This is a genomic window from Vibrio sp. 1402 (assembly GCF_033340275.1).
Window position 1 is genome coordinate 1 of record NZ_JAWOWE010000088.1, and the last position, 1,079, is coordinate 1,079.

The 1,079-nt window shown below is 44.1% G+C and carries 2 protein-coding genes; one reads left to right on the top strand and one right to left on the bottom strand.

Annotation, left to right across the window (positions count from 1 at the left end):
• Positions 1 to 722 (top strand): chemotaxis protein (locus R7044_RS24310; protein ID WP_225455886.1); only part of this gene is annotated, 722 nt, incomplete at its 5' end.
• Between the two features lie 87 nt (positions 723 to 809).
• Here the strand turns inward: R7044_RS24310 and R7044_RS24315 are convergent.
• A partial coding sequence (locus tag R7044_RS24315) for a Na+/H+ antiporter NhaC family protein (RefSeq protein ID WP_318141735.1) occupies positions 810 to 1,079 on the bottom strand: 270 nt, incomplete at its 5' end.

A 1,079-nucleotide genomic window follows, 5' to 3' on the forward strand; every position in this document is an offset into this window, starting at 1 on the left:
CACTGTTGAAAAAAGAGGTTTACGATAAAACGAAGCTCTTTGTTGCTGACTTTGTTAAACAGTATCCGTTCGCTGATTTAAGCATGATTAGAACGCCAGCTTACCGTGCTTGGTTAGAAGCCAATCAAATCAGTGAGGAAGACGCGGTAACAACGTTGGGTACGATGCCGGAAGCATTGGGAGATGTATCCGATAGATTGAGTTTGGTCACTGAACAAACGCCACAGATCATTACTTCGAAGGCGCAGTTATTAGCGTTGAACAGTTCGGCAAGTATTGAGAAGGTTAATGCCGCTTTGAACAGTCTGCAAGTGACTGCTGACTCAATGAGAGATTTCATCGATAACAACCCTGAGTATATGCGTTATTTGGCTGAACAAATGGCGGTTGAACTGCAGCCTTTAGTGGACGACATTGATCAAAAAACCGAAGCGCGTTTGTCTCAGTTAGGTGAAGAGCGACAAGCATTAGAAGACATGGTGCCTAGAGAGCGCCAAGAGCTCGCTCTGATCATCACGCATGAACGTGAGAAGTTTGCTCAGGATATGGATAGAGTGTCTCAAGAGGTTGTGAATCTCGCCATGACCAAGTTGATAGAATTAGTGAAGAGCACAATTGTCTACTTTATTCTGTTCATTGCTGCGATATTCTTCGCTCCGCTTGGTTTAGGTTATGTGCTTGGCAAGCGAGCGGCGGTGAAAACAAAAGTAAAACAAAGCTAACGTGTAGTTTAGATACAAAAAAGAGCGCGAATGCGCTCTTTTCTTTGTCTTTCATTCGGAAGGGAGGTTCTTCCTAACTCTGCGAAGTTAAGCCGTTTGCTGCTTTAATTCGCCTTCAGCTTGTTCAACTGCTTCTGATGTTGGTTCGCATTTATCAACAAACCAACCCATGTAAGACGTGAAGATAGTCACAATAATACATACAAAGCTTAGCCACATGAATGGGGCGTAAGACAGCGTAGCAACACCCAAAATACTAGCCATGTAGATACCGTTGTCACTCCAAGGGACCATACCTGAGGTTAGCGTGCCGCCAAATTCTGCGTTACGAGATAAGTTCTTACGTTTGTAGCCTAG